The organism is Modestobacter sp. SYSU DS0290 (assembly GCF_054050955.1).
This window is the reverse complement of record NZ_JBJHAI010000004.1, coordinates 1-24,888: the sequence shown is the minus strand read 5'-3', so window position 1 is coordinate 24,888 and position 24,888 is coordinate 1. Positions and strand designations below refer to the sequence as shown.

The following is a 24,888-nucleotide window of genomic DNA, read 5'->3' as shown; positions in this document are numbered from 1 at the left end:
TCAGGCCGAGCCGTCCGCGCCGCCGTCGTGCACGCCCGCGGCGCCGCCGTCCGCGGCACCCGAGTCGGCCGGGCCCTCGGCGCCGCTGTCGGCGCCACCGTCCGCGCCGCCGTCCGCGCCACCGTCGGCACCGCCGTCCGCGCCGCCGTCCGCGCCGCCGTCCGCGCCGCCGTCCGCGCCGCCGTCCGCGCCGCCGTCCGCGCCGCCGTCCGCGCCACCGTCGTGCTGGCCGGGCGTGCCCTCACCGGCACCGGAGTCGGCCGGGCCCTCGGTGCTGGTCATGTCCTCGTCGTCGAGCGCCATGGCTCCTCCGATCGTCGAGTCGGGGCCACCGGTCGGCGGGCCCGGGGCAGTTCTACCGCGATGATCGACTCGCCACACCTCCGAGCGGCGGGCCCACCGGACGGCGACCGGTTACGCTCGCCGGCATCGAACACCTGTTCGACGGTCGCGGGGAAGGCGGCCGCCGGGCAGGCCACGGGGTGTGCGCAACGGAGGTGTCAGGGGTGTCCGATCGGGCTGCCGGCTGCACGGTGCTGCACGTCGACATGGACGCCTTCTTCGCCAGCGTGGAGGTCCGCCGGCACCCCGAGCTGGCCGGCACCCCGGTGATCGTCGGCGGCGCCGGCAACCGCGGCGTGGTCACCTCGGCCACCTACGAGGCGAGGGCCTACGGGGTGCACAGTGCGATGCCGACGTCCCGGGCGCTCCGGCTGTGCCCGACCGCCACCGTGCTGCCCGGCGACCTGGCGCTCTACGCCGAGGTCTCCCGCTCGGTGATGGCGCTGTTCCGGTCCATCACGCCGCTGGTCGAGCCGCTGAGCCTGGACGAGGCGTTCCTGGACGTCTCCGGCGCCGGTCGGCGGCTGGGCGACCCGGTCGCGATCGGGGAGCTCCTGCGCGCCCGGGTGTTCGACGAGCAGGGCATCACCTGCTCGGTGGGGGTGGCCGGCAGCAAGTTCGTCGCCAAGCTCGCCTCCACCCGGTCCAAGCCGGACGGGCTGCTGGTGGTCCGCCCGGCCGAGGTCATGGAGTTCCTGCACCCGCTGCCGGTCGGGGCGCTGTGGGGTGTCGGCGCCAAGACCGAGGAGGTGCTGCTGCGGCTGGGGCTCAAGACGGTGGGCGACCTGGCGCACGTGCCGGCGCGCACCCTGCAGCGGGCCGTGGGCCAGGCGGCCGGGGCGCACCTGCACGAGCTGGCGTGGGGCCGGGACCCCCGGCCGGTGGTGCCCGACGAGCCCGACCGGTCCACCGGGGCGGAGGAGACCTTCGGCACCGACGTGGACGACCCCGCGGTCGTCCATCGGGAGCTGCTGCACCTGGCAGAGCGCACGGCGGGACGGCTGCGCTCGGCCGGCCACCTGACCCGCACGGTCACCCTCAAGGTGCGCTTCGCCGACTTCACCACGATCACCCGGTCGCGCACGCTGGACGTGCCCACCGACGTGGGGCAGGAGCTCTACGACACCGCCCGGGCGTTGTTCGACGGGCTGGGGCTGGACCGGGCCCGGATCCGGTTGGTGGGCGTGCGGGCCGAACGGCTGGTGGCGGCCGACGCCACGGCCCGGCAGCTGGAGCTGGGCGCCCGCGAGCACGGCCGGCGGGACGCCGAGCTGGCCGCCGACCGGGCCGCCCGGCGTTTCGGGGCCGGCGTCGTCCGCCCGGCGACCCTGCTCGGCCGCACGCGGGTGCCCGGTGAGCGGCCGGCGCTCGGGGAGGGTGCGCGGCGCTCGCCCGGAGCCGCCCGTTGACCTGTCGCGAGAGGTGCCGGGAGGCAGATCACCGCTCTCCCGGGTGTGTCGGGAGCCGCTCGCCTTTCGCACCCCGCGAACGGCTCGTATCCTCGGAGCCACCACGGGCGGACTGTCGTCAGTGGGTTGTGTACTGCGCACCTGGAGGTCGACGTGCCGCTCTCCGAGCACGAGCAGCGTCTGCTGGAGCAGATCGAGCGCGCCCTCGTCGACGACGATCCGAAGTTCGCCTCGACCGTCCGCACCGGTGACCGCCGGCAGAAGGCCCGCCGCAAGGTCCAGCTGGGCGCGCTGCTGGTCGTCGTCGGTCTGGCCGTCATGGTCAGCGGCGTGGCCCTGCCCAACGTCGTCGTCGGCGTGCTGGGCTCCCTGATCGCCTTCGGCGGAGCCGCCCTCGGCGCGCTGAACTACAAGGGCGCCACCGGCGCCGTCGAGGCCGGTCCGGCCGCGACCGGACCGGGAGGTGCCACGGCCGCCCGCGGCAAGGTCGGCAAGAGCAAGGCCGGCCGCCAGCCGCTGAAGAACCGTCTCGAGGAGCGCTTCCGCCGGCGCTACGACCAGTAGCCCGGCCCGACCTCACCGCACAGCCGCCGTCCCGCCGGGACGGCGGCTGTGCCGATTCCGGCGCCGGTCACCCCACGGCCGGCGGCACGGTGTCGGACGGGACGGTGTCGGACGGGACGGTGTCGAACAGCGCGCTGACCGACTCGCCGTCGTGGATGCGCTGCACCGCCTGGGCCAGCGCCGGGGCGACCGACAGCACGGTCAGCTTCTCCGACGCCCCGGCCGGCACCGGCACCGTGTTGGTGCAGACGATCTCCCGCACGTCCGGCTGGGCGCCGATCCGGTCCAGCGCACCGGCGGCGAACAGCCCGTGGGTGCAGGCCACCCGGATCGACCGGGCGCCGGCGTCCCGCAGCCGGTCGATGAGCTCCAGCACGGTGCTGCCCTTGGCGATCTCGTCGTCCAGGACGATCACGTCGCGGCCGGCGACGTCCCCGATCACCGCGCTGATGCTCACCCGGTCGTCGGCGTAGCGCTGCTTCGCCCCCGCGGCGACCGGCACGCCCAGGCGGCGGGCGAAGGCGGCCGCCTCCTTCGCGTTGCCCAGGTCGGGCGAGACGACGGTGGTGCGGGACAGGTCGAGCGCCCGGAAGTGGTCGGCCAGCTCGCGCAGCGCGTGCAGGTGGTCGACCGGCACGCTGAAGAACCCGTGCACCTGGGGGGAGTGCAGCGTCATCGCCAGCACCCGGCCGGCCCCGGCGGCGACCAGCAGGTCGGCGATCAGCCGGCCGCCAATGGAGATCCGGGGTGCGTCCTTCTTGTCCGACCGGGCGTAGGCGTAGTGCGGCAGGACCACGGTGATCCGGGCCGCCGAGGCTCCCCGTGCGGCGTCGATCATCAGCAGCAGCTCGACCAGGTTCTCCTGCACCGGCGTCACCAGCGGCTGCACCAGGAAGACGTCGCGTTCCCGGCAGTTGGCCTGCAGCTGCACCTCGAGGCAGTCGTTGGCGAACCGGGTCACCCGTACCGGCTGCAGGGGCACGCCCAGCTGAGCGCACATCTCCTCGGCGAGCTCGGGATGGGCACTGCCGGCGAAGACGGCGATCTCGCGCACGAGGCACTCCGGAGGTGGGGGTGGCCCGGCGTGCTCGCCGGCCGGGAACGACCGTAGCGAGCGTCCCCGGCGGGCCGCTCGGTCAGGCCGAACGCGGGCGGCGCGGGCCCCGGTCGGACACCCAGCGCCCGGCGTCGGCCAGGGTCGACGCCGGCCAGACCGCCGCCGTCACCCGCTGCCGCCGGCCCACGCTGCGCAGCATCGCCTGCCGCACGGTGCCCAGCGCCGCGCGCAGCTCCGGGTCGGCCGGCCACGGCGCCGGTGGGCCGTAGACGGCCCGTTCCTCGGCGCGGGTCAGCACCCGCAGGGCGGCGTCGATCGAGTCGACCCCCGCACCGCCGGCGCCCGTCCCGCCGGAGCCGGCCACCTGCTCGGTGAGCTGCCGGGCCAGCTGGCGGGTCGTGCCGGTCCCGGTGACCACCAGCCCGAGGTCGGTGGCGGTGGCCAGCAGCTCGTCCCACAGCGCCGCCGGTCGGCCGTCCTCCAGCCGGCCCAGCCGCTGCCGGTGGCGGGCCACCGCCGGCAGCGCGGCGAGCGCCAGGACCAGCAGGAGCCCCGCCACGCCGGCCAGCCAGGGGCCGTGCGACGGAGCCGCCGCCTCGGGGGTGGCCAGGGGCACGTACTGGTCGTCCCGGTCCAGCTGGGCGGTGGGGCCGGCCGGTGCCGGCACCGCGGCGCTCGGGGCGGCCGGCGCGGTGGTCTCGGCAGCGACGACGTCGGCCCGCGGCGCCCACGGCAGCTGCGCGGCACGGTCGGCGTCGATCGGGGTGGGGTCGAAGGGGATCCAGCCCTGCCCGGGGAAGTAGACCTCGACCCAGGCGTGCGCGTCGTCGCTGGTGATCACCCGGGTGCCGTCGGGCCGTTCCGCACCGCGGGTGTAGCCGAGCACGACCCGGGAGGGCACCCCCGCGGCGCGGACCAGCACCGCCATGGCCCCGGCGTACTGCTCGCAGTAGCCGCGCTTGCGCTCCAGGAAGTCGGCGAGGTCGTCACCGGAGGTGCCCGGCTGGGTGGAGAGGCTGTAGACGAACCCGTTGCTCCGGTCGGTCAGGTGGTCGAAGACCGCCCGCACCCGCTCGTAGGGTGACTGGTCCTGGGTGGTCAGCTGGAGGACCAGGTCGGTGACGGCCGGGTCCAGCGGCGGCAGCTCGAGGTAGCGGTCGGTGCCGTCGCTGCCGGGCTCGGCCGCCGGTGCGTTCTCCAGGTCCGCCTGGCTCGGGTCCGGCCGGTCGGCGGTGACCTCGTAGACCAGGCCCGCGGTGGTGGTGCCGCGGCCGAAGACGGTGCGGCCGGCGCGGTCGAACCGCCAGTTCCCCTCGTCGCCGTCGGCGACGTCCACCGTCTGCGGGGAGTAGGGGACCGGGAGGAACTGGTCGTCGAGGCCGACAGCGGTGATCCGGGCGGTCACCTGCTGGTGGGCCACCCCACCGGGCAGCGGCGCGAGCGAGCGGTCCCCGGCGATGGAGCGCTGCCCGTCGGCGTTGCTCCGCTCCCAGCCCTCCGCGGTGAACCGGTCGAGCACCACCGAGCGCAGGTAGCCCAGGTCGCCGTCGGACCGCACGCTGAGCAGGTCGACCGGTGACGGACGGTTCAGCTGCCCGCGCATCTCGGCCACCGGGTCGAGCGCGGTGCCGGTGCCGTTCCCGCCAGAGCCCCAGCGGGCGGCCAGCGAGCCCTCGTCCAGCGTGGGCACGAGGGCCGACAGCAGGACCCCGACCACCAGCGCGATCGCCCCCGTGCGCAGCGCAGGCACCGTGCCCGTCCCCAGCGGGGAGCCGCTGCCGGCCCGTGCGCCGGTGGTCAGCCGGGTCCGCTGGTCGGTCCACAGCAGCAGGGCGAACCCGGTGGCCGGACCGAGGAAGGCCACGAGCGCGACGTCGCCGGTGATCGTGCTCACCGGCACGCAGTAGAGGACCAGCAGCCCCAGCCCGCCCAGGGCGGGCTGCCGGGCCGGGACGGCGAGCAGGTCGACCGCGAGGGCGACGAGCGCCACGAAGACGGCGGTGAGCGCGACCAGCCCGGTCAGCGGGAGCGCCGGTGTGGCCTGCTCGCGGATCTCCTCGGTGCCGTCGGCCAGCAGTGCGGCCAGCTCCGAGACGCTGCCCGGGGTCGGCAGCACCCCGGCGAACGCCTCGCCCGGCGCGAAGACGGCCGTGAGCGCGGCCAGCACCAGGGCCAGCTGACCCAGGGGCACCAGCGGCCGGACCCGGCGGGCCACCGGGTCCGGCATCCGCCCGGCAGCGGCGCGCAGCGCCACCCCACCCAGCCCCACCGCGAGGACGACGAGCAGCGCCGGGGGGAGCCACCCGGCCGTCGCGAACACCGGCGCCAGCGCCAGGCTGCCCAGGGCGACGGCGGCCGCGGCGGCCAGCGCGGGGCCGGGGCGCTCGGGCGGCGCAGCGGGCGCGGGGCGGGTCATGCCGGCACCTGCACGGCCGGGGTGCCGAGGGACCGCCACAGCTGGTCGACGCCGGTGTCGGCCCGGGCGAGCGCGACCTGCCAGCCGGCCGCGGTGAGCAGCTCGGCGGCCCGCTGCTGCTGGGTGACCACCTGGGCCCGGGCGGCCGGTGCCAGTGGCCGCCGGCCGCGCACCGCGCCGGCGTCCAGCCAGCTCGCCGGGTCGATCAGCACGGCCAGGTCGGTGCCCGGTCCGGACCGGGCCCGGGCGAGGGCCTGGGCGTCGTCGGGGCCGAGCAGCCCCAGCAGGGCGATGACCCCTCCGGCGTCCCCGGCCCGGCGCAGCGCCTCCAGCCCCGGCTGCAGGGACGGGTGGCGCGAGGGGCCCAGCTCGGCCAGCCGGTCGAGCAGCTCGCCCGGCCCCAGCGGACCGGCACCGGTGGCCGGGCGGAGCTCACCGGCCTCGGTGACCACCCGCAGCCCGGCGCCGCGGCCGATCAGGTGGCTGCCGATGCTCGCCGTGGCCTCGACCACCCACTCCAGGGTGTCCGCGGGTGGCGCCTGGTCGCCGGCGGGACCGGCGGCCGTGCCACCGAGCAGGTGCCCGGTCGACCGGCAGTCGACCAGCAGGGTGGCCGACGCCCGCCAGGGCCGCTCCTCCAGGCGCACCATCAGCTCGCCGGTGCGGGCGGTGGCCCGCCAGTGCACCATCCGCAGGTCGTCGCCGCGGCGGTACTCGCGGGTGCTCACGTCGTCCTCCCCGTGGACGGCGATCGAGCGCCGGGTGCCCTCGCCGCCGGTGCCGCCACTGCCGGAGAGGGGCCCGGTGCCGGACAGTGGGCGCACCCGCGGGACCACCACCAGCGCGGCGGTGTCGGCGCCGGCGGCGCTGCGCAGCACCAGCCCGAAGGGGTCGACCAGCCGCAGCCGCAGCGGCCCGAGGGGGAACCGGCCGCGCCGGCCCCCGTGCACCCGGTACCGCAGGGCGGCGGTCGCGCCGGCCGCCAGCCGCTCGACCACGAACTGCGGCCGGACCCCGAGCTCGGCGGGGACCTGCTCGGTGAGCAGCCACAGGCCGCCGGGGCGCCGGTCGGTGTTGGTCACCTCCAGCAGCACCTCCGCGTCGCCGCCGCGCGGCACCCGGCCGGGGGTGACCGAACGGCGGGAGGCCAGCCGGAAGCGCTGCCGGGCCACGCCGACGGCGGAGAGCACCGGCAGGGCGAGGACGAACAGTGCGAGCTGGAGCAGGCTGCGCTCGCCCAGCAGTGCACCGAGCCCGCCGAGGGTGAGGCCGGCGGCCACCAGGCAGCGGCCACGCAGGGTCAGCGAGGAGACGGCGTCGCGGAGCCGGGTGCGTGCCACCGGGTGACCTCGGGAGGTGCCGGGCTCAGCGGCCGCGGGCCGGGACGGTGGCGAGCAGGTCGGTGACCACGCGCTGGGTGTCCCGGCGGGCCATCGCCGCGTCCTGGCTCAGCAGCAGCCGGTGGGCGAGCACCGGCACCGCCATCGCCTGGACGTCGTCGGGGAGCACGTGGTCGCGGCCGGCCAGCGCCGCCGCGGCCCGGGCTGCGCGCAGCAACTGCAGGCCGGCCCGGGGGGATGCGCCCAGCCGGAGGTCGGGGGAGCGGCGGGTGGCCTCCACCAGCGCCACGACGTAGCGGCGCAGCGGCTCGGCGACGTGCAGCCGGCTGACGGCGGTGACCAGGGCGCGGACGCCCGCGGCGTCGATGACCGGGGTCAGCCCGCCCAGGGGGTCGGCGCTGGACCGCTCGTCGAGCATCGCCAGCTCCGCGTCCCGGTCCGGGTAGCCCATCGAGACGCGGGCGGTGAACCGGTCGCGCTGGGCCTCGGGGAGGGGGTAGGTGCCCTCCATCTCCAGCGGGTTCTGGGTGGCCACCACCATGAACGGCCGGGCCAGCTCGTAGGTGATCCCGTCGACGGTGACCTGCCGTTCCTCCATGCACTCCAGCAGGGCCGACTGGGTCTTGGGGGAGGCGCGGTTGATCTCGTCCGCGACGACGACGTTGGCGAAGACGGCGCCGGGCTTGAACTCGAAGGCGCGGCTCTCCTGGTCGTAGACCGCCACCCCGGTGACGTCGCTGGGCAGCAGGTCCGGGGTGAACTGGATGCGGCGCACGGTGCCGTCGATCGACCGGGCCAGCGCCTTGGCCAGGGTGGTCTTGCCGACGCCGGGCACGTCCTCGATGAGGAGGTGCCCCTCGGCCAGCAGGACGACCAGGGCCAGCCGGACGACGTCGGGCTTGCCCTCCACCACGCGGCCGATCGACGCGGCCAGCTGTGCGCCGGCGGCCGCGACGTCGATCTCGGCGCCGTCCGAGGGCGTGTCGAGGGCGGTCACCCCGAGCCCTGCCCCGTCCGCTCGCGGATCCAGCTCCGTGGTGCCCTCCGTCACCCGGACCACGGTACGTGCGAAAGCCCCCCGGTGGGGCGCCCGGCGGGCGGTCGTGCGCCGGGGGACGCCGGGCGGGCCGGAGCCGGCCGTCGGGGGAGCCCGGTGGAGGGCGGTGGGGCGGAGGGGCCGACACGGCGCGGAGTGGTGTCTGGTGGGGGCCAGTGGGTTAATGTGTCGCCGGATGGGGAGGTCGGGACCACGGATGGGATCCGACAGAGCCACAGGAGGACAGATGCGGGGGGTGATCCGGTGTTCGTCGGCAGCTACCCCCTGCGCCTCGACGAGAAGGGCCGGCTCGCACTCCCCGTCCGCTACCGCGAGCTGGTGGCCGGCGGCATGGTGATCAAGAAGGGCCAGGAGCGCTGCATCTACGGCCTCACCATGGCCCGGGTCGCCGAGCAGAGCGCCGCGCTGAAGGCCATGGCCCCCGCCGACACCAACGCCGCCCGCATGCACGCCCGGATGAGCTTCGGCTCGATGGTCGAGGTGGAGGCGGACAAGACCGGTCGCATCACCATCCCGGCCAGCCTCCGCGAGTACGCCGGACTGGACCGCGACGTCGTGGTCGTCGGCGTCGACACCCGGTTCGAGATCTGGGACAGCGCCACCTGGGACGCCTACGTGGCCGAGCAGGAAGCCGTCTTCGCCGCCATGGAGAGCGAGGGGATGCCGACCCTCTCCTGAGCCCGTCAGCACCCCACCCGGCCCCACCGACCGACTGCCCCACCCCCCACCGGGCCGAGCCGACTTCCCCGCGGCTCGACCCACCGGGCGCCGAACCGGCTTCCCCCCGGCTCGGGCCCACCGGACAGCGAGCCGACTTCCCCCCGGCTCGACGTCCCGCACCACCCGCGCAGGGCACCACCCGCCCGAGCCGCCCCAGCAGGGCTCCACCTGGCACCGCTTCCCCGGCGCCAGGCGAGCCCTGCGGGGCGGCGGGCCCGGGTGGCGGCCCACCGGGGCACCACCGCGCTCCACCGCCCCCACTGCGCCCCACCCACCCGCGTCCGGAGAGGAGTCCACCGATGAGCACCACCCCGGACGACCTCCCGGACGGCACCCCGGCAGCCGGCCCGGCCGTGCACGTGCCGGTCCTGCTGGACCGGGTCACCGAGCTGCTCGCCCCGGCCCTGCAGGCCCCCGGCGCGGTGCTGGTCGACTGCACCCTCGGGCTGGCCGGTCACTCCCTGGCCCTGCTGCGCGCCCACCCGGAGCTGCGCCTGATCGGCCTGGACCGCGACCCCGACGCCCGCGCCGAGGCCGCCGCCCGGATCGCGGCCGCCGGCTGCACGGAGCGGGCCACCCTGGTGCCCGCCGTCTTCGACGAGCTGCCCGACGTCCTCGGCGAGCTGGGCGTGCCGGAGGTCCAGGGCGTCCTGTTCGACCTCGGCGTCTCCTCGCTGCAGCTGGACCGCCCCACCCGCGGCTTCAGCTACTCCACCGACGCCCCGCTGGACATGCGGATGGACCCCGGCGCACCGCGGACCGCCGCAGACGTGGTCAACACCTACAGCCGCGGCGAGCTGACCCGGGTGCTGAAGGTCTACGGCGAGGAGCGGTTCGCCGGCCGGATCGCCTCCGCCATCGAGCGCGAGCGGGCGCGCGAGCCGTTCACCGGCACCGCCCGGCTGGCCGAGCTGGTCCGGGACGCCATCCCGGCCGCCACCCGGCGGACCGGTGGGCACCCGGCCAAGCGGACCTTCCAGGCGCTGCGCATCGAGGTCAACGACGAGCTCGGCGTCCTCAACCGTGCCCTCCCGGCCGCCATCGACGCGCTCGCCGTCGGTGGCCGGGTGGTCGTCATCAGCTTCCACTCCCTCGAGGACCGCATCGTGAAGCAGACCCTCGCCGCCGAGGCGACCGACCGGACCCCGCCCGGGATGCCGGTGCCCATGCCGGAGCACGCCCCGGTGCTCCGCCTGGTCACCCGCGGGGGCGAGGCCCCCACCGAGGCCGAGGTCGCGGTGAACCCCCGGGCCGCCTCCGCCCGGGTGCGCGCCGCCGAGCGGGTCCGGAGGGCCGCGTGAGCGCCCCGGCACGGGCGACGACCGGCCGGGTGGGCGCACCCCGGGCCCGCACCGCCGTGACCGGGCCGGTGCACGCCCCGCGCACCGCCCCCACCCGGCGCAGCGGCCCGGTGCCGCGGCCGCAACTGCGGCTGGTGCCCGGCGGTGCCGGCGCCTCCCGTCCCGCCCCCCGCCCCGGGCGCGCGCCGCGCCGCCGGCGGGCCCCGTTCGTCCTCCTGGTCGTCGCGCTGCTGGTGACGACCACGCTGGGCCTGCTGCTGCTGAACACGGCCATCGCGGTGGACTCCCTGGACGCCACCCGGCAGCGCCAGGTGAACGCCGAGCAGGCCGAGGAGGTCGCTCGGCTGGAGCAGCGGGTGATCGCTGCCGACAGTGCAGCAGAGCTCGCCCGCGCCGCCACCGAGGTGGGCCTGGTCCCGCCCGGTGCCGCCGGGCACCTCGTGCTCCAACCCGACGGCACCTCGGTGCTGGTCGGGACCGCCCAGCCCGCCCCCGCCCCCGAGCCCGACACCCCGCAGAACCCCCAGACCCCCGGGAACTGATCCGTGCCACCAGCAGGTCCACCGCCCCCGTTCCGCCCCGGCACGGCCCGGCGGACCCCGCCGCGTCCCACCGGGCCGGCGGGCCGCGCCGGCGAGGGGCGGCCGTGGCGGGAGGGCGGACGCCGGCGGGAGCCGCTGGGCCTGGCCCAGCGCGATCAGCGCAACCGGTGGGGCCTGGCCTTCCTGGTCACCCTGCTGGTGGTCGTGGTCGCCAAGCTGGTCGTGCTGCAGGGCGTCGACGGCGCGCCGTACGCGCAGGCGGCGGAGAACGACCGGATGAAGGTCTACCCGATCGCCGCCGTCCGCGGGCAGATCACCGACCGGGACGGCTCCGTGCTGGCGTACTCGGTGGACGCCGAGCGGGTCGTCGCCGACCCGACCCTGGTCGAGGACCCGGCGCGCACCGCCCTCGCGCTGACCACGCTGCTCGACGTCCCGGCGGCGGAGCTGACCGAGAAGCTCTCCCGGGACTCCCGCTACGTGGTGCTGGCCCAGCAGGTCCCCATCGAGGTCACCGACCGGATCCGCGCGCTGGAGGAGTCCCAGGGCATCTTCTTCGAGGACGACCCGGTGCGGCTCTACCCGGCCGGCGCGGTCGGCGGCCAGGTCGTCGGCTTCGTCGGGCGCGAGGGCGAGGGGCTGGCCGGCATCGAGCAGCGCTACGAGGACGTGCTCTCCGGCACCGACGGCGAGGAGCGCATCGAGGTCGACGGGCGCGGCAACCCCATCCCCTCGGGCATCGACGACACGACCCCCGCCGTCGACGGCGAGACCGTCACGCTCACCCTCGACGAGGACCTGCAGTTCGTCGTCCAGCAGCGGCTGGACGCCGCCTGCGCCGACGGCGCGACGACCACCGCCTCGGCCGTGGTGCTGGAGGTGGCCACCGGGAAGGTCGCGGCCATGGCCGGCTGCCCCGGCTACGACCCAGGCTCCTACAGCAGCACCGACCCCGACCTGCTGGGCAACCCGGTGGTGTCGGAGGTCTACGAGCCCGGCTCGGTGATGAAGGCGGTCACCCTGGCCGCCGCCATCGAGGAGGGCAAGGCGCGGGCCGACACCGTGCTCACCGTCGACGGCCACATCCAGGCCGGCGACGTCGTCGTCACCGACGCGCACGACCACGAGCCCATCGACTTCACCGTGACCGGCATCCTGGCCAAGTCCAGCAACGTCGGCTCGATCATGCTGGCCCGGGAGGTCGGCGACAGCACGTTCGAGCGCTACCTGCGGGCCTTCGGCCTCGGGTCGACCACCGGCATCGAGCTGCCCGGCGAGAGCGCCGGCATCCTGCAGTCCTCCGCCGACTGGACCGCCAGCCGAGCGGCCAACGTGCCGATCGGGCAGGGCATCTCGGTGACCACCCTGCAGATGGCGTCGGTCTACCAGACCCTGGCCAACGGCGGGGTCCGCATCCCGCCCCGGGTGGTCGACTCGGTCACCGCGCCCGACGGCACGGTGACCGAGGCCGCTCGGCCCGAGCCGACCCGGGTGGTCAGCGAGGACACCGCCGACCAGCTCACCTACATGCTCGAGGCGGTCGTCGGGCCCGGGGGCACCGCGCCGCTGGGTGAGGTGGACGGGTTCCGGGTGGCCGGGAAGACCGGCACCGCCCAGCGCGCCAACCCCGAGTGCGGCTGTTACGCCGGTGGCGGCTACTTCACCACCTTCGTCGGGTACGCCCCGGCCGACGACCCGCAGTACGTCGTCGCCGTGGACCTGGAGCGCCCCACCAGCGACGCCGAGGGCGGCCAGGTCGCCGCGCCGGTCTTCGCCGACGTCATGCGGTACGCGCTCACCGCCGGTGGGGTGGTGCCCTCGGGTGCGCCGCGCCCGGACTTCACCCTCTCGGTCCCCTGACCGGCCAGCCCCCGAGCGGTCCGGACGGCGCGCGACACGGGCTCGGGTGGGCGACCGGGTCGCGGCACCCGGCGCCGGTAGATTGGGCTGTCGTGACCCCGACCGTCCCCGGCTCGGTGCCCCGGCCCGCCGGGACCCGCCCGCTCCGGCTCGCCGAGCTCGCCGACCTCATCGGCGACCCGGCCCAGGGCGACGCCGGCACCACCGTCACCGGCGTGACCCACGCCTCGGCCGAGGTCCGCCCCGGCGACCTCTACGCCGCGCTGCCCGGAGCCCGCACCCACGGTGCCCGCTTCGCCGCCGACGCCGCCGCCCGCGGGGCCACGGCCGTCCTCACCGACCCCGCCGGCGCGGACGCCGCCCGGGCGACCGGCCTGCCGGTCTGCCTGGTCGAGCGGCCGCGGGCGGTGCTCGGACCGGTCGCCGGCCGGGTGTACGGGCGGCCCAGCGAGCAGCTGACCGTGCTGGGCATCACCGGCACCAACGGCAAGACGACGACGGCCTACCTGGTCGAGGCCGGGCTGTCCGCGGCCGGCTGGACCAGCGGGCTGATCGGCACCGTGCAGACCCGCACCCGGGGCACCGGACCGGACGGTGTGCCGGTGACCACGACGCTGCCCAGCGCCCGGACCACGCCGGAGGCGCCGGACCTGCACGCCCTGCTGGCGACCATGGTCGAGTCCGGCGTGCGCGCGGTGGTCATGGAGGTCTCCAGCCACGCCCTGTCGCTGGACCGGGTCGGCGGGGTGCGCTTCGCGGCCGCGGGCTTCACCAACCTCTCCCGCGACCACCTGGACCACCACGGCGACATGGAGAGCTACTTCGCCGCCAAGGCGCTGCTGTTCGACGGGCGCGCGGCCGTGGAGGTGGTCGACGTCGACGACCCGTACGGGCGCCGCCTGGTGCGCCCCGGCACGGTCACCGTCTCGACCCGGGACGCCGCCACCCGGGAGACCGCCGCCGACTGGTCGGCCACCGACGTCACCGCGCTGCCGGCCGGTGGGTCGAGCTTCACCCTGCACGGCCCCGGCGGCCGGTCCTGGCCCGCGCGGCTGCGGCTGCCCGGCGCGTTCAACGTCGCCAACGCCGTCCTCGCCGTCGCGCTGCTGGACGCCGTCGGCGTCCCGGTGGAGGCGGCGGTGGCGGGCCTCGCCGAGACCGTGGTCCCCGGGCGGATGGAGCCGGTCGACGCCGGGCAGCAGTTCGTCGTCGTCGTCGACTACGCGCACACCCCGGACGCGGTGACCACCGCGCTGGACGCGCTGCGCGCCGCCACGCCGGGCCGGCTGCTGACCGTGCTGGGCTGTGGCGGTGACCGCGACCCCGGCAAGCGGCCGGGGATGGGTGCGGCCGCGGCGGCCGGCAGCGACGTGCTGGTGATCACCGACGACAACCCGCGCTCGGAGGACCCGGCGGCCATCCGCGCCGCCGTCCGTGCGGGGGCCGCCGACGTGCCCGCCGACCGGCGGGCAGAGGTGCTGGAGGTGGGCGACCGGCGCGAGGCGCTGGCCGCCGCGGTCGCGCTGGCCCGCCCGGGTGACACGCTCCTGGTGGCCGGCAAGGGCCACGAGACCGGTCAGGAGGTGGCAGGGCAGGTGTTCCCCTTCGACGACCGCACCGTGCTGCGCGAGGTGCTGGGCGCGCGGGTGCACGCATGATCACCCTCACCCTGGCCGAGGTCGCCGCCGCCGTCGACGGCGAGCTGGTCGGTGCCGGGACCGGCGCCGTCACGGGGGCGGTCGTCGCCGACTCCCGCCGGCTGGCCGCCGGCGACCTGTTCGTCGCGCTGCCCGGCGAGCGGGTGGACGGCGCCGACTACCTGCCCGCCGCGGCGGCGGCCGGAGCGGCCGGGGCGCTGGCCACCCGGGCCGACCCCGCGCTGCCCACCGTCGTCGTCGCCGACCCGGTCACCGCGCTCGGCCGGCTGGCCGCCGAGGTGCACCGCCGGCTGGTCGCCGGTGGCCTGGTCACGGTCGGGATCACCGGCTCCTCCGGGAAGACCTCCACCAAGGACCTGCTCGGCCAGGTGCTCGCCGCCGCCGGCCCGACGGTGAGCCCGCAGGGGTCGTTCAACAACGACATCGGCCTGCCGCTGACCGTGCTCACCGCCGACGCCGCGACCCGCTTCCTGGTGCTGGAGATGGGCGCCCGCGGCCCCGGTCACATCGCCCGGCTCTGCGGCATCGCCCGCCCGCGCATCGGCGTCGTGCTCAACGTCGGCTCCGCCCACCTCGGCGAGTTCGGCAGCGCCGAGGTGATCGCGGCCAGCAAGGGCGAGCTGGTCGAGGCGCTGCCGGCCGAGGGCACCGCGGTCCTCAACGCCGACGACGCCCGGGTGGCCGGCATGGCGCCGCGCACCGCCGCGTCCGTGCTGCGCACCGGGCTGGCCGAGGACGCCGACGTGCGGGCCGCCGACGTCGAGCTCGACGAGCAGGCCCGTGCCCGCTTCACCCTGGTGGCCGCGGGCGAGGAGCACCCGGTGCAGCTGCAGGTCGTCGGCGTGCACCAGGTGGCCAACGCGCTGTCCGCGGCGGGTGCCGCGCTGGCGGCCGGGATGGCCCCCGGGGCGGTCGCCGCGGCGCTGTCGGCTGCCGGCCCGCGCAGCCGCTGGCGGATGGAGGTCACCCGCCGCGCGGACGGGGTGACGGTCGTCAACGACGCCTACAACGCCAACCCCGAGTCCATGCGCGCGGCGCTGGCGGCGCTCGCCCGGCTGCCCGCGCGCCGCCGCGTCGCGGTGCTCGGCGCGATGGGGGAGCTCGGCCCCGGCGCCGACGCCGAGCACGCCCGGCTGGGCCGGGACGCCCTGCGCAGCGGCGTGGACCTGCTCGTCTCCGTGGGGGACGACGCCATCGGGCTGCACACCGGCGCGCTCGCCGAACGGTCGGCGAGTGGCGCGGCGGAGGCCCAGACACAGGAGGAAGTGGTGCACGTGCCCGACCGGGAGGCCGCCCGGCGGCTGCTCGCCGAGGTGCTCACACCGGGCGACGTGGTGCTGGTCAAGGCGTCCCGGGCCTACGCCCTGGAGCTGCTGGCCGCAGACGTCCTGTCCGACGTCCCCGCCGACCGCGGGGCCGGCGCGTGAAGTCCGTCCTGGTCGCGGCCGCCTTCGGGCTGATCATCTCGATCCTGCTGACCCCGCTGGCGATCAAGGCGTTCCGCCGGCACGGGTTCGGCCAGGAGATCCGGGACGACGGGCCGCAGAGCCACCTGGCGAAGAAGGGCACCCCGACCATGGGGGGCACCGTCATGGTGCTGGCCACCGTCGGCGGCTACCTCATCGCCCACCTGTTCCTCATCGGCCAGCCCGGGCGCGGGGTGACCACCACCGGTCTCCTGCTGCTGTTCCTGCTCATCGGGCTGGGCACGGTCGGGTTCCTCGACGACTACCTCAAGATCCGGTACCGGCGCAGCCTGGGGCTGAACAAGACCGCCAAGCTGGTCGGCCAGCTGGTGGTCGGGTTGGCCTTCGCCGTGCTGGCGCTGGTGGAGGACGACCAGGGCGCCGCGGTGGCCAGCACCGCGGTCTCCTTCGTCCGGGACATCGCGCCGCTGACCCTGCCGGCGTTCCTGTTCGTCGCCTTCGCCTACCTGTTCATCGCCGGCTTCTCCAACGCGGTGAACCTCACCGACGGGCTCGACGGCCTGGCCGCCGGCTGCTCGGCGATGGTCTTCGCCAGCTACGTGATCATCTCGTTCTGGCAGTTCGGCCACGACTGCGCCGCCGAGCTGGTCGACGGTTGCTACACGGTGCGCGACCCGCTGGACGTGACCCTCGTCGCGGCCGCGGCGATGGGCGCCTGCCTGGGCTTCCTGTGGTGGAACACCTCGCCGGCGCGGATCTTCATGGGCGACACCGGGTCGCTGGCCCTGGGTGGGCTGATGGCCGGGCTGGCGATCGTCACCCGCACCGAGCTGCTGCTGGTGGTGCTGGGCGGGCTGTTCGTCGCGGTGACCCTGTCGGTGGTGATCCAGGTCGGCTTCTTCCGGGCCACCCGCCGCCGGGTGTTCCGGATGGCGCCGCTGCACCACCACTTCGAGCTGGCCGGGTGGGCGGAGAACACCGTCATCGTGCGGTTCTGGCTGGTCACCGGGATGGCGGTGGCGTTCGGCCTGGGGCTGTTCTACGCCGACTGGCTCTCCTTCGCCGGACTGTGAAGGCTGGGCCGGTGACCTCCCCGACCTCCACCCCCCGCGTCCCCGACCGCGTGCTCGTCGCCGGGCTCGGCGTCTCGGGCGCGGCCGCCGCCCGGGTGCTGCTGGCCCGCGGCGCGGACGTCGCGCTGACCGACGCCGCGGAACCCGCGGTGGTGGCGGAGCTGGTCGCCGCCGGCGCCCGCTGGCTGGGGCCGCTGAGCCTGCCCCCGGAGGACGTCGACCTGGTGGTCACCTCACCGGGGTGGCGCCCGGACAACCCGCTGCTGGTCGCCGCCGCCGCCCGCGGGCTGGAGGTGGTGGGGGAGCCGGAGCTCGCCTGGCGGCTGCGACTGCCCGGCCCCGACGGCGAGCCCGCGCCCTGGTACGCGGTCACCGGCACGAACGGCAAGACCACCACGGTGACGATGCTGGAGGCGGTGCTGCAGGCGGGCGGCCGGCGGGCGGTCGCCGCCGGCAACGTCGGGCGCCCCTTGGTCGAGGTCGTCACCGCCACCGACGCCGACGGCGCCCCGGCCTACGACGCGCTCGCGGTGGAGCTGTCCAGCTTCCAGCTGCACTGGTCCTCCTCGATCGCGCCGGCCGGCGCCTGCGTGCTCAACGTCGCCGACGACCACGTCGACTGGCACGGCTCCCCGGAGGCCTACCGGGACGCGAAGGCCCGGCTGCTGCTGCACGCCCCGGTCGCGGTCGCCGACGCCGGGGACCCGGTCGCCTCGGCCCTGGTCGCCCGGCACCGCCGGCCGGTCACGGTCACCCTCGACGAGCCCGCCCGCGGCCAGCTCGGCGTCCGCTCCGGCGCGCTGGTCGACCGGGCGTTCGCCGGCGCGCCCGCCGGTGAGGTGCTCGCCGAGCTGGAGACCCTGCAGGTCCGCGGTCCGCACAACACGGTGAACGCGCTGGCCGCGGCCGCGCTGGCCCGGGTGGCCGGCATCGCGCCGGCCGACATCGGCCGCGGGCTGGCCGGCTTCCGCGGTGGCGCCCACCGCAACGTGCTGGTCGGCACGGTCGACGGCGTCGACTTCGTGGACGACAGCAAGGCGACCAACCCGCACGCCGCGGCCGCGTCGCTGGCCGCCTACCCCCGGGTCGTGTGGATCGCCGGCGGCCTGCTCAAGGGCGCCGACATCGACCCGCTGGTCGCCGCGGTCGCCCCGCGGCTGGCCGGCGTGGTGCTGCTGGGCCGGGACCGGGAGCAGCTGGCCCGATCTCTGGCGCGACACGCCCCCGCGGTCCCGCGCACCGTGGTCCCCAGCGGCGACGATGGTGCGGTGGTGACCGATGGGGGCCGTGTGACGTACGGCGACGAGGTGATGCGCGAGGTGGTGGCGGCCGCGGTCCGGCTGGCCCGCCCCGGCGACACCGTGCTGCTCGCCCCGGCGGCCGCCTCGATGGACGTGTTCACCGACTACGCGCACCGGGGCCGTGCCTTCGCGGACGCGGTCCGCGCACTGGGATGAGGTAGTGCGCCCGTGAGCTGCCGATGACCGCGACCACGCGCGAGCGCGGCCCGCGTACCGAGCGCGCCGGGGACCGCACCGCCGCCGACCGGACCGCCGGTGGCGTGCGCTGGCGGCTGCGCGGCCCCGCCTGGCTCGACGGGCCGATGACCAGCTCGCACCTGGTCCTCGGCTCGGCGGGCATGCTGCTGGCCATCGGCCTGGTCATGGTCTTCTCCGCCTCCGCGATCGAGGCGGCCACCGCCGGCCAGCCCGCCTGGCTGCCCGGCGTCCGGCAACTGGTCTTCGCGCTGATCGGCCTGGCCGGGATGCTCGTCGCGATGCGCCTGCCGGTGGGGCGCATCCGGCAGTGGGCCGGCCGCGGCATGCTGCTGGCCGTCGCGCTGCTGGTGCTGGTGCTCGTCCCGGGCATCGGGCTGAAGCTCAACGGCTCCCGCGCCTGGTTCGACCTCGGCTTCACCAACTTCCAGCCCTCGGAGCTGGCCAAGCTGGTCTTCGCGTTGTGGGGCGCCCACGTCATTGCCCTGCGCGAGCGCTACCTCACCACCCGGTCGCTCCTGGTCCCGGTCATCCCGGTCTTCGGGGTGATGTCCCTCCTGCTGCTCCGCGAGCCGGACATGGGTGCGGTGGTCAGCCTGGGCCTGGTCGTCGCCGGGCTGATGTGGGCCGGCGGGCTGTCCTGGAAGTGGATCGGCGGCGCGGTCGGGGTGGTCGCCGCGGTGGTGGCGGTGACGGTGGCGGTGGCGCCGTACCGGCTGGCCCGGGTCACCTCGTTCCTGGACCCGTTCGCCGACCCGCTGGGCGACGGCATGCAGGCGATCCGCGGCTTCTACGCGCTCGCTTCCGGCGGCGTGTGGGGCGTCGGGCTGGGCAACAGCGCGATGAAGTGGAACCTGATGCTGCCGCACGCCGAGTCCGACTACATCTTCGCCATCATCGGCGAGGAGCTGGGCTTCCTCGGCTGCCTGGTGGTGATCGGCCTGTACGGCATGCTGGCCCACGCCGGCTTCCGGATCGCCCGCCGCTCCACCGACCGGTTCGTCCAGCTGGCCAGCATCGCGATCACCTTCTGGCTGATCGGGCAGGCCACGATCAACATGGGCTATGTCGTGGGCCTGCTGCCGGTCACCGGCGTGACGCTGCCACTGATCTCCGCCGGCGGTACCTCGCTGGTGCTGACCCTGTTCGTCATCGGCCTGCTCGCCCGCTTCGCCCGGTCCGAGCCGGCGGCGATCGCGCACCAGCGCACCACCCGCCGCAGCTGGGCCGCCCGGCTGCTGCTGCCGGTCCCGGCCACCCCGGTCGACCCGGTGCCGTCCCGCCGTCGTCGCCCGACGCGGTCGGGGCAGGGCACCGAGCCGGTGGCCGACGCTGCCCGGCGGCGCCAGGGCCGCACGGTCACCCGGGTGCCGGGGCTGCGCACCCAGGAGCAGGAGGCCGTGCGACCGGGTCCCCGGGAGACCCCCCGGCCTGCCCGGCGCAGCGCCCCGGACCCCTGGCCGGACGCCCCGGACGCGCGCCGGGGTGGGGTCCAGCGGCAGACTGTGCGCGGCCGGCAGCCCGCCGGTGACCGCCCGACCGACCGCGGCCGCACCCCGGCCGTGCCCGTCCCCGTCGACCCCCGCGACCGCCGCGACCGCGGTGCCGCCGGGGCTGCCCGCGGGGCACGGGGCCGGTCGGTCCCGCGGTCCCGCCCGAGAACGGAACGGCCAGGACGCCCGCAGTGACCCAGCCCCACCCCGCCCCCGGTTCCCCCGCCGGGGTCCACGTCGTGCTCGCCGGCGGCGGCACCGGCGGCCACATCGAGCCGATGCTCGCCCTCGCCGACGCGCTGACCCGGCGCACCGGCGCCCCCGGTGGCACCCCGCGGGTCACCTGCCTGGGCACCGCCCGCGGCATGGAGACCCGGCTGGTCCCGGCGCGCGGCTACGACCTGCGCCTGATCCCGCCGGTCCCGCTGCCCCGCAAGCCCACCGTCGACCTGCTCCGGGTGCCGGGACGGGTGCGCCGTGCCGTGGCGGAGACCCGCGCGCTGCTGACCGACCTCGGTGCCGACGTCGTCGTCGGGTTCGGCGGCTACGTCGCGCTGCCGGCCTACCTGGCCGCCCGGCGGGCCGGGATCCCGGTCGTCGTGCACGAGCAGAACGCGCTGCCCGGGCTGGCCAACCGGATCGGGGCGCGGCTCGCCGCCCGGGTCGCGGTCACCGTCCCGGGGACCCCGCTGCGCGGGGGAGAGCACGTCGGGATGCCGCTGCGCACCTCGATCAGCGGGCTGGACCGGTCCGCGCGCCGCGCCGAGGCGCGGGCCGCGTTCGGCCTGGACGCCGACCGGCCCACCCTGCTGGTCTTCGGCGGCTCGCAGGGCGCGGCCTCGCTGAACCGGGCCGCGGTGGCCGCCGCCGACGCGCTCACCGCCGCCGGGGTGCAGGTCCTGCACGCCCGGGGGCCGAAGAACACCGACGTCGAGGTGCCCGCCCGGCCGGCCGGCGCGGCGCCCTACGTCGTCGTCGACTACCTGGACCGGATGGACCTCGCCTACGCCGCGGCCGACCTGGCGCTGTGCCGGTCGGGTGCGGTGACCGTCGCCGAGCTGTCCGCGGTCGGGCTGCCCGCGGCCTTCGTGCCGCTGCCCATCGGCAACGGCGAGCAGCGGCTCAACGCCCTGCCGGTGGTCTCGGCCGGGGGCGGGCTGCTGGTGGCCGACGCCGACCTGACCCCGGAGTGGATCGGCGCGGAGCTGCTGCCGCTGCTCACCGACCCGGTGCGGCTGGCCGCGCTGGCCGGGCGCGCGGCCGCTGCCGGAGCCCGCGACGCAGACGAACGGCTCGCCGACATGGTCCTGGGAGTGGTGGCGCGATGAGTGCGGCGGACGTGGCCGGGTGGCGGGGGCCGATCCCGGCGCTGGAGGACCTCGGGGCGGTGCACTTCATCGGCATCGGCGGCGCGGGGATGAGCGGGATCGCCCGGATCATGCTGGCCCGCGGCCTGCAGGTGTCCGGCAGCGACCGCCGCGACTCCCCGGCGTTGCGGGCGTTGGCGGCCCTGGGCGCCCGCGTGGAGGTCGGCCACGAGGCGGCCCACCTCGGGGACGCGGCCACGGTCGTCGTCTCCACCGCGATCCGGGCCGAGAACCCCGAGCTGGCGGCTGCCCGCGAGCGCGGTCTGCGGGTGGTGCCGCGGGCGGTCGCGCTCGCCGCGGTGATGGCCGGCCGGCGGAGCGTCGCCGTCGCGGGCACGCACGGCAAGACGTCGACGACGTCGATGCTGACCGTCGCGGTCCAGGCCTGCGGGGTGGACGCCTCCTTCGCCATCGGCGGCACGCTCAACGAGTCCGGGTCCAACGCGCACGCGGGGGAGGGGGACGTCTTCGTGGCCGAGGCCGACGAGAGCGACCGCTCCTTCCTGCTGCTGGCGCCCCGGGCGGCGATCGTGACCAACGTGGAGGCCGACCACCTGGACAACTACGGCGACCTGGCGGCCGTCGAGGCCGCCTTCGACGCCTTCGTGGGCACGGTGCCGGCGGACGGGTTCCTGGTGCTGTGCGCCGACGACCCGGGCGCCGCCCGGCTCGCGGAGGTGGCGGGTGGACCGGCAGCTCGCGGCCCCGCCCGGGTGCGCACCTACGGCCAGGGGCAGGGCGCCGACCTCCGGCTGGACGACCTGCGGGTCGGACCCGACGGCACCCGCTACACCGCCGTCCTGGACGGCCGGGTGCTCGGTGAGGTGCACATCCGGCTGCCGGGTGCGCACATGGCGCTCAACAGTGCGGCCGCGCTGCTGGCCGGGCTGGAGCTGGGCCTGCCCGCCGCCGGGCTCATCGGCGGCCTGGGCCGGTTCGGCGGGGTGCACCGCAGGTTCGAGCTCAAGGGCACCGTCGCCGGGGTGCGGGTGTACGACGACTACGCCCACCACCCCACGGAGGTGGCCGCGCAGCTGCGCGCCGCCCGGGCGGTGACCGGTTCCGGCCGGCTGCTGGTGCTCTTCCAGCCGCACCTCTACAGCCGGACCGCGGAGTTCGCCGTCGGCTTCGGGCAGGCACTGGGGCTCGCCGACGAGGTCGTCGTGATGGACATCTACGGCGCCCGTGAGGACCCGGTGCCCGGGGTGACCGGCGCGCTGGTGGCGGAGGCGGTGCCACTGCCGGCGGAACGGGTGGCGTTCGAGCCGTCGTGGTCGGCGGCGGCCCCCACGATGGCCGCCCGGGCGCGCCCCGGTGACCTGGTGGTCACCATGGGCGCCGGGGACGTCTCCATGGTCGGGCCGGAGATCCTGGCCGCGATCGCCGACCCGGACCCGGGGACCGAGGCGACCACCGCACCGGGGGCGCCCCGGTGAGCCGCACGGGGTCGACCACGCGGGACCGGGCCCGGTCGGTCCGGCGCGGGACGGCCCCGGGCCGGGGCGCGTCCTCGGTCACGCCGCTGCGGCCACGGCGCCGGCCGCGCCGGACGGCCCGCCCGCGGCGTCGCCTGGTGGCCGCCCTGGCGGTCGCCCTGAGCACGGTCGGTGTGGTCGCCTGGCTGCTCCTGGGCTCCCCGGTGCTGGCCGTGCAGGAGGTCCGCGTCGACGGCGTGGTGGCCCTCTCGACCGAGCAGGTGGTGGCGAGCGCCGGGATCGACGAGGGGACGCCGCTGGTCCGGGTCGACACCGCCGGCGCCGCCGAACGGGTCGGCCGGCTGCCACCCGTCGCCTCGGTCGAGGTCACCCGGGGCTGGCCGGACACCGTGGTGGTCACCGTGGTCGAGCGCCGTCCGGTCGCGGTGGTGTCCGACGCCGGTCGCCGGCAGCTGGTCGACGACACCGGCGTCGTGTTCGACACGATCACCGGACCGGCCCCCCAGGGCGTCGTGCCGCTGGACGTCGCCGACCCGGGTCCGGACGACGCCGCCACCACCGCGGCGCTGGGTGCGCTCACCGCGCTGCCGCGGCACGTGCGCGAGCAGGTCACCGCGGTCTCCGCCGACGGGCCGGACGACGTCACCCTCACGCTGACCGACGGCCGCGCCGTGCTGTGGGGCAGCGCCGCGCGCACCGACCGCAAGGCGGAGGTGCTCGACGCCCTGCTGGAGCAGATCGACGCCGGCACCCTCGACCCGGCCGGGACCCTCGACGTCAGCACCCCCGACGCCGTCGTCCTGCGCTGAGCCGAGGCCTCCGCAGCCCGGCGGTGGGTGGACGGATCGACCTCCGGACGTCCACCCGGAGGCAACGCGCCGCGCGCGACGACACGCCCGGGCCGGAAAATGTCCAGCGAGTTCCCCGTCTCGGCGTGCCGGGCGGCGTCCCAGCCGTCTGCACCGGCACATGAGACGCCCGCCGCGCGGGTCGTCACTATCCGTGAGACAGATGTGACCGACGGGTCGGGGGAGATTCGTGAGGTGGTGCCCGTGGGACACGCCGAGCCCGGAGGGGTGCTTGCTGGGCCGTTGGGGGGCACCTAACTTCGTCCCCAACGCCCGAGTTGACATAACTATAAGGCTCTACATGAGGATGAGGGTTCAGTTGGGGAGCGCCGCATGACACCTCCGCACAACTACCTCGCGGTCATCAAGGTCGTCGGCATCGGCGGCGGCGGGGTGAACGCGGTCAATCGGATGATCGAGGTGGGCCTCAAGGGGGTCGAGTTCATCGCGATCAACACCGATGCACAGGCGCTGCTGATGAGCGACGCCGACGTCAAGCTCGACGTCGGTCGCGAGCTCACCCGCGGTCTGGGCGCCGGTGCGCAGCCGGACGTCGGTCGCCAGGCCGCCGAGGACCACCGTGAGGAGATCGAAGAGGTGCTCAAGGGCGCCGACATGGTCTTCGTGACGGCGGGCGAGGGCGGCGGCACGGGCACCGGTGGTGCCCCGGTCGTCGCCTCCATCGCCCGCAAGCTCGGTGCCCTGACCATCGGCGTGGTCACCCGCCCGTTCTCCTTCGAGGGGAAGCGGCGGGCCGTCCAGGCCGAGTCGGGCATCGAGGAGCTGCGCAACGAGTGCGACACGCTGATCGTGATCCCGAACGACCGGCTGCTGCAGCTGGGCGACCGGAACGTCAGCGTGATGGACGCCTTCCGCACCGCCGACCAGGTGCTGCTGTCCGGCGTCCAGGGCATCACCGACCTGATCACCACGCCCGGCCTGATCAACCTGGACTTCGCCGACGTCAAGTCGGTCATGTCCGGCGCAGGCTCGGCGCTGATGGGCATCGGCAGCGCGCGGGGCGACAACCGGGCGCTGCTGGCCGCCGAGCAGGCGATCGCCTCGCCGCTGCTGGAGGCCTCGATGGAGGGCGCTCACGGCGTCCTGCTGTCGATCTCCGGTGGCTCGGACCTCGGTCTGTTCGAGATCAACGAGGCGGCGTCCCTGGTCAGCGACGCCGCGCACCCGGACGCCAACATCATCTTCGGGGCGGTCATCGACGACGCCCTCGGGGACGAGGTCCGGGTCACCGTGATCGCCGCGGGCTTCGACGGCGGCAAGCCGGGCAACCGCAAGGACGCCACGGCGGTCTCCGGCGTCCCGGCGTCCGCGCCCGCGCCCGCGCCGGCGGTGTCCCGGCCCGCGGTCCCCGCGCAGACCGGGGAGGGGGGGGGGGGGGGGGCGGGGGGCGCGCCCGCCCCCCCCCCCCCCCCCCCCCCCCCCCCCCCCCCCCCCCCGCCCCGCCGGGGCGGCGGCGCCCCC

The 24,888-nt window shown here is 76.5% G+C and carries 20 protein-coding genes; 15 read left to right on the top strand and 5 right to left on the bottom strand.

Annotated features, from left to right (window positions below):
• A complete protein-coding gene (locus ACI795_RS05610) occupies positions 1-303 on the bottom strand; it encodes a BatC protein (RefSeq protein ID WP_457074251.1) in 303 nt (100 codons plus the stop codon).
• Positions 304-506: 203 nt separating this feature from the next.
• On the opposite strand from ACI795_RS05610, the gene dinB reads away from it, so the two are divergent.
• Both dinB and ACI795_RS05600 read left to right on the top strand, forming a co-directional pair.
• A complete protein-coding gene (dinB, locus tag ACI795_RS05605; protein WP_457074249.1) occupies positions 507-1,751 on the top strand; it encodes a DNA polymerase IV in 1,245 nt (414 codons plus the stop codon).
• Positions 1,752-1,877: 126 nt separating this feature from the next.
• A complete protein-coding gene (locus ACI795_RS05600; protein WP_457074247.1) occupies positions 1,878-2,315 on the top strand; it encodes a DUF3040 domain-containing protein in 438 nt (145 codons plus the stop codon).
• A gap of 67 nt (positions 2,316-2,382) precedes the next feature.
• Here ACI795_RS05600 and ACI795_RS05595 read toward each other — a convergent pair whose 3' ends face one another.
• The 4 genes from ACI795_RS05595 to ACI795_RS05580 all read right to left on the bottom strand — a co-directional run bounded on the left by ACI795_RS05595 (position 2,383) and on the right by ACI795_RS05580 (position 8,125).
• Complete coding sequence (locus tag ACI795_RS05595) at positions 2,383-3,369, bottom strand: ribose-phosphate diphosphokinase (protein WP_457074246.1); 987 nt, start codon at positions 3,367-3,369, stop codon at positions 2,383-2,385.
• An 82-nt stretch (positions 3,370-3,451) separates the two neighbouring features.
• Positions 3,452-5,788, bottom strand: coding sequence for a transglutaminase family protein (locus tag ACI795_RS05590; protein ID WP_457074244.1), 2,337 nt, complete (start codon positions 5,786-5,788; stop codon positions 3,452-3,454).
• Positions 5,785-7,128: a DUF58 domain-containing protein gene (locus ACI795_RS05585; RefSeq protein ID WP_457074242.1), complete on the bottom strand. Its 1,344-nt coding sequence runs from the start codon at positions 7,126-7,128 to the stop codon at positions 5,785-5,787. Before ACI795_RS05585 ends, ACI795_RS05590 begins: the two co-directional genes overlap by 4 nt.
• A gap of 25 nt (positions 7,129-7,153) precedes the next feature.
• Entirely contained in the window at positions 7,154-8,125 is a 972-nt protein-coding gene (locus tag ACI795_RS05580; RefSeq protein ID WP_457074241.1) for an AAA family ATPase, read from the bottom strand.
• Positions 8,126-8,428: 303 nt separating this feature from the next.
• Between ACI795_RS05580 and mraZ the strand changes: the two genes are divergently transcribed.
• The 13 genes from mraZ to ftsZ all read left to right on the top strand — a co-directional run.
• Entirely contained in the window at positions 8,429-8,863 is a 435-nt protein-coding gene (mraZ, locus tag ACI795_RS05575) for a division/cell wall cluster transcriptional repressor MraZ (RefSeq protein ID WP_457074239.1), read from the top strand.
• A 341-nt stretch (positions 8,864-9,204) separates the two neighbouring features.
• Positions 9,205-10,206, top strand: coding sequence for a 16S rRNA (cytosine(1402)-N(4))-methyltransferase RsmH (gene rsmH, locus ACI795_RS05570; RefSeq protein ID WP_457074238.1), 1,002 nt, complete (start codon positions 9,205-9,207; stop codon positions 10,204-10,206).
• Positions 10,203-10,748, top strand: a complete 546-nt coding sequence (locus ACI795_RS05565; protein WP_457074237.1) for a hypothetical protein — start codon at positions 10,203-10,205, stop codon at positions 10,746-10,748. The genes rsmH and ACI795_RS05565 overlap by 4 nt, the downstream gene beginning before the upstream one ends.
• A 3-nt stretch (positions 10,749-10,751) precedes the next feature.
• A complete protein-coding gene (locus ACI795_RS05560) occupies positions 10,752-12,608 on the top strand; it encodes a peptidoglycan D,D-transpeptidase FtsI family protein (RefSeq protein WP_457074236.1) in 1,857 nt (618 codons plus the stop codon).
• A gap of 92 nt (positions 12,609-12,700) precedes the next feature.
• The gene (locus ACI795_RS05555) at positions 12,701-14,266 is read left to right on the top strand and encodes a UDP-N-acetylmuramoyl-L-alanyl-D-glutamate--2,6-diaminopimelate ligase (RefSeq protein ID WP_457074235.1); all 1,566 of its coding nucleotides are present in this window, start codon (positions 12,701-12,703) and stop codon (positions 14,264-14,266) included.
• Positions 14,263-15,693 (top strand): UDP-N-acetylmuramoyl-tripeptide--D-alanyl-D-alanine ligase, encoded by a 1,431-nt coding sequence (locus ACI795_RS05550; protein ID WP_457074233.1) that lies wholly within the window; start codon positions 14,263-14,265, stop codon positions 15,691-15,693. The genes ACI795_RS05555 and ACI795_RS05550 overlap by 4 nt, the downstream gene beginning before the upstream one ends.
• The gene (gene mraY / locus ACI795_RS05545; protein WP_457074232.1) at positions 15,690-16,766 is read left to right on the top strand and encodes a phospho-N-acetylmuramoyl-pentapeptide-transferase; all 1,077 of its coding nucleotides are present in this window, start codon (positions 15,690-15,692) and stop codon (positions 16,764-16,766) included. The genes ACI795_RS05550 and mraY overlap by 4 nt, the downstream gene beginning before the upstream one ends.
• A gap of 11 nt (positions 16,767-16,777) precedes the next feature.
• Positions 16,778-18,223 carry a UDP-N-acetylmuramoyl-L-alanine--D-glutamate ligase gene (murD, locus tag ACI795_RS05540; RefSeq protein ID WP_457074231.1) on the top strand — a complete coding sequence of 482 codons (1,446 nt, stop codon included), beginning with the start codon at positions 16,778-16,780 and terminating at the stop codon, positions 18,221-18,223.
• A 23-nt stretch (positions 18,224-18,246) separates the two neighbouring features.
• The gene (ftsW, locus tag ACI795_RS05535) at positions 18,247-19,950 is read left to right on the top strand and encodes a putative lipid II flippase FtsW (RefSeq protein WP_457074230.1); all 1,704 of its coding nucleotides are present in this window, start codon (positions 18,247-18,249) and stop codon (positions 19,948-19,950) included.
• Positions 19,947-21,083: an undecaprenyldiphospho-muramoylpentapeptide beta-N-acetylglucosaminyltransferase gene (gene murG / locus ACI795_RS05530; protein WP_457074228.1), complete on the top strand. Its 1,137-nt coding sequence runs from the start codon at positions 19,947-19,949 to the stop codon at positions 21,081-21,083. The genes ftsW and murG overlap by 4 nt, the downstream gene beginning before the upstream one ends.
• Positions 21,080-22,558 (top strand): UDP-N-acetylmuramate--L-alanine ligase, encoded by a 1,479-nt coding sequence (murC, locus tag ACI795_RS05525; RefSeq protein WP_457074226.1) that lies wholly within the window; start codon positions 21,080-21,082, stop codon positions 22,556-22,558. The genes murG and murC overlap by 4 nt, the downstream gene beginning before the upstream one ends.
• A 137-nt stretch (positions 22,559-22,695) precedes the next feature.
• Positions 22,696-23,367 carry a cell division protein FtsQ/DivIB gene (locus ACI795_RS05520; protein WP_457074224.1) on the top strand — a complete coding sequence of 224 codons (672 nt, stop codon included), beginning with the start codon at positions 22,696-22,698 and terminating at the stop codon, positions 23,365-23,367.
• Positions 23,368-23,739: 372 nt separating this feature from the next.
• Positions 23,740-24,888, top strand: a 1,149-nt coding sequence (ftsZ, locus tag ACI795_RS05515) for a cell division protein FtsZ (RefSeq protein WP_457074223.1), incomplete at its 3' end; no start/stop codon positions are given.